Annotated in this window: 3 protein-coding genes; 1 reads left to right on the top strand and 2 read right to left on the bottom strand. The window is 61.5% G+C overall.

Going from position 1 to position 1,413, the window contains the following annotated elements:
* Together AC1DT3_RS21085 and AC1DT3_RS21080 are read right to left on the bottom strand one after the other, a co-directional pair.
* Positions 1-254: hypothetical protein (locus AC1DT3_RS21085; protein ID WP_477467144.1), on the bottom strand; the 254-nt coding region annotated here is incomplete at its 3' end.
* A gap of 55 nt (positions 255-309) precedes the next feature.
* Positions 310-606, bottom strand: a complete 297-nt coding sequence (locus AC1DT3_RS21080; RefSeq protein ID WP_477467143.1) for an FAD assembly factor SdhE — start codon at positions 604-606, stop codon at positions 310-312.
* A gap of 87 nt (positions 607-693) precedes the next feature.
* Between AC1DT3_RS21080 and AC1DT3_RS21075 the strand changes: the two genes are divergently transcribed.
* The coding region (locus AC1DT3_RS21075) for an OB-fold nucleic acid binding domain-containing protein (protein WP_477467142.1) at positions 694-1,413 on the top strand (720 nt) is incomplete at its 3' end.

Genomic DNA, 1,413 nt, shown 5'->3' with positions numbered 1-1,413 from the left:
GGTTGGCAATCCCATGCCGGAAACGTCAAAACCTCGACTTCGGGTGCAACGAACCCGAGGCCATTGATGAAATTCTGCTGCCGCAACCCGTCACGAGAGACGTGTACAAGGACCGCGGGACCATCGATAAGGCCCGACAAAGCCCGCGCGAGATCTCCGACGACGAGCGCATCAAAACCGTCCGGAACGCTCGAGAGCGTCAGGCTTTGGCCCTTCTTGAGGACGTCGAGGGCGCGGCTGAGAACGGATTTCATGGATCAACGAAGGTCGAAAGAGAGGTCGAGGTAAGAAGGGCGGAAGACCCGGCGATCACGTGTGAATAGGCGCCGTGTGGGTATGAAAGCTCTTCAGACGTTGGAACAGGGCGGTGTCGTAATTCGTCGGAGTTGCGATTTCACCCGTAATCCAGCCGAGCAAATCGCGGTCCTGAACTTCGATCAGCTGCTCGAACTCGGTGATTTCGTCGTCGGACAGTTTTCCGATCTCGGAATCGGCGAAGCGGCCCATGATGAGATCCATTTCCCTCATGCCCCGATGCCAGGAGCGGTAGAGGATCTGGCGTCGCCGGACATCGAGGTCGGCGCTGCTTCGTGTCGTTCCACTCATGATCCACTCCATTCTTCACGCATCGGTCGCGCGGCATGACCTTCGCCGCTATATAAACGGCTGAACCTATCTTGCCACCCCGGTCGAATGTCCCTGCGTCCGTCTCTCCTCGATCCCCTCTTCGCTCCTGCGGCGACGCTTCCAGGCGTCGGGCCGAAGATCGCGCCCCTGCTCGACCGCTTGCTGGGCGAACCGGGGCGATCGGCGCGGGTCCTCGATATTTTGTTTCACATGCCGACCGGCGGGATCGCGCGAGATATCAAAGGGTCGATCGCCGACGCGCCGATTGGCGAGCCCGTCACCCTGTCTGTGACCGTAGCCTCGCACAGGCCCCCGCCTCCCGGGCGTCGGGCGCCCTACCGTGTGGTGGTGGAGGACGAGACCGGCGATATCGTTCTGGTGTTCTTCAACGGCCAGCGGCCTCGGCTCGAAAAACTCCTACCCCTTGGGGAGAGGCGCTTTGTGTCGGGAAAGATCGAGCTGTGGGACGGCGTGCGCCAGATGGTTCATCCAGACCGTGTCCTCGACGAGAAGAGCATCGCGACCCTCCCCGCCGTCGAAGCCGTCTACGGCCTGACTGAGGGCCTCTCCTCCCGCATGGTAGCCCGCTACATGGGTGGCGCCCTGGAGAAGGTACCTCAACTTCCCGAATGGCAGGATGCCGGCTGGTTGCAGAAGAACAATCTGCCGCCGTTTCGGGACGCGCTGAATGGATTGCACAGGGCGGACAATGCTTCTCAGCTCACGGAGGAGGCTCTCGTCAAATCGGTTCCGCGCCGACGCCTCGCCTATGACGAACTCCTCGCC

The sequence above is a fragment of the Microvirga sp. P4_G7 genome (assembly GCF_056401005.1).
The sequence above is the reverse complement of the archived record's forward strand: the minus strand, read 5'-3'. Positions and strand labels throughout refer to the sequence as shown.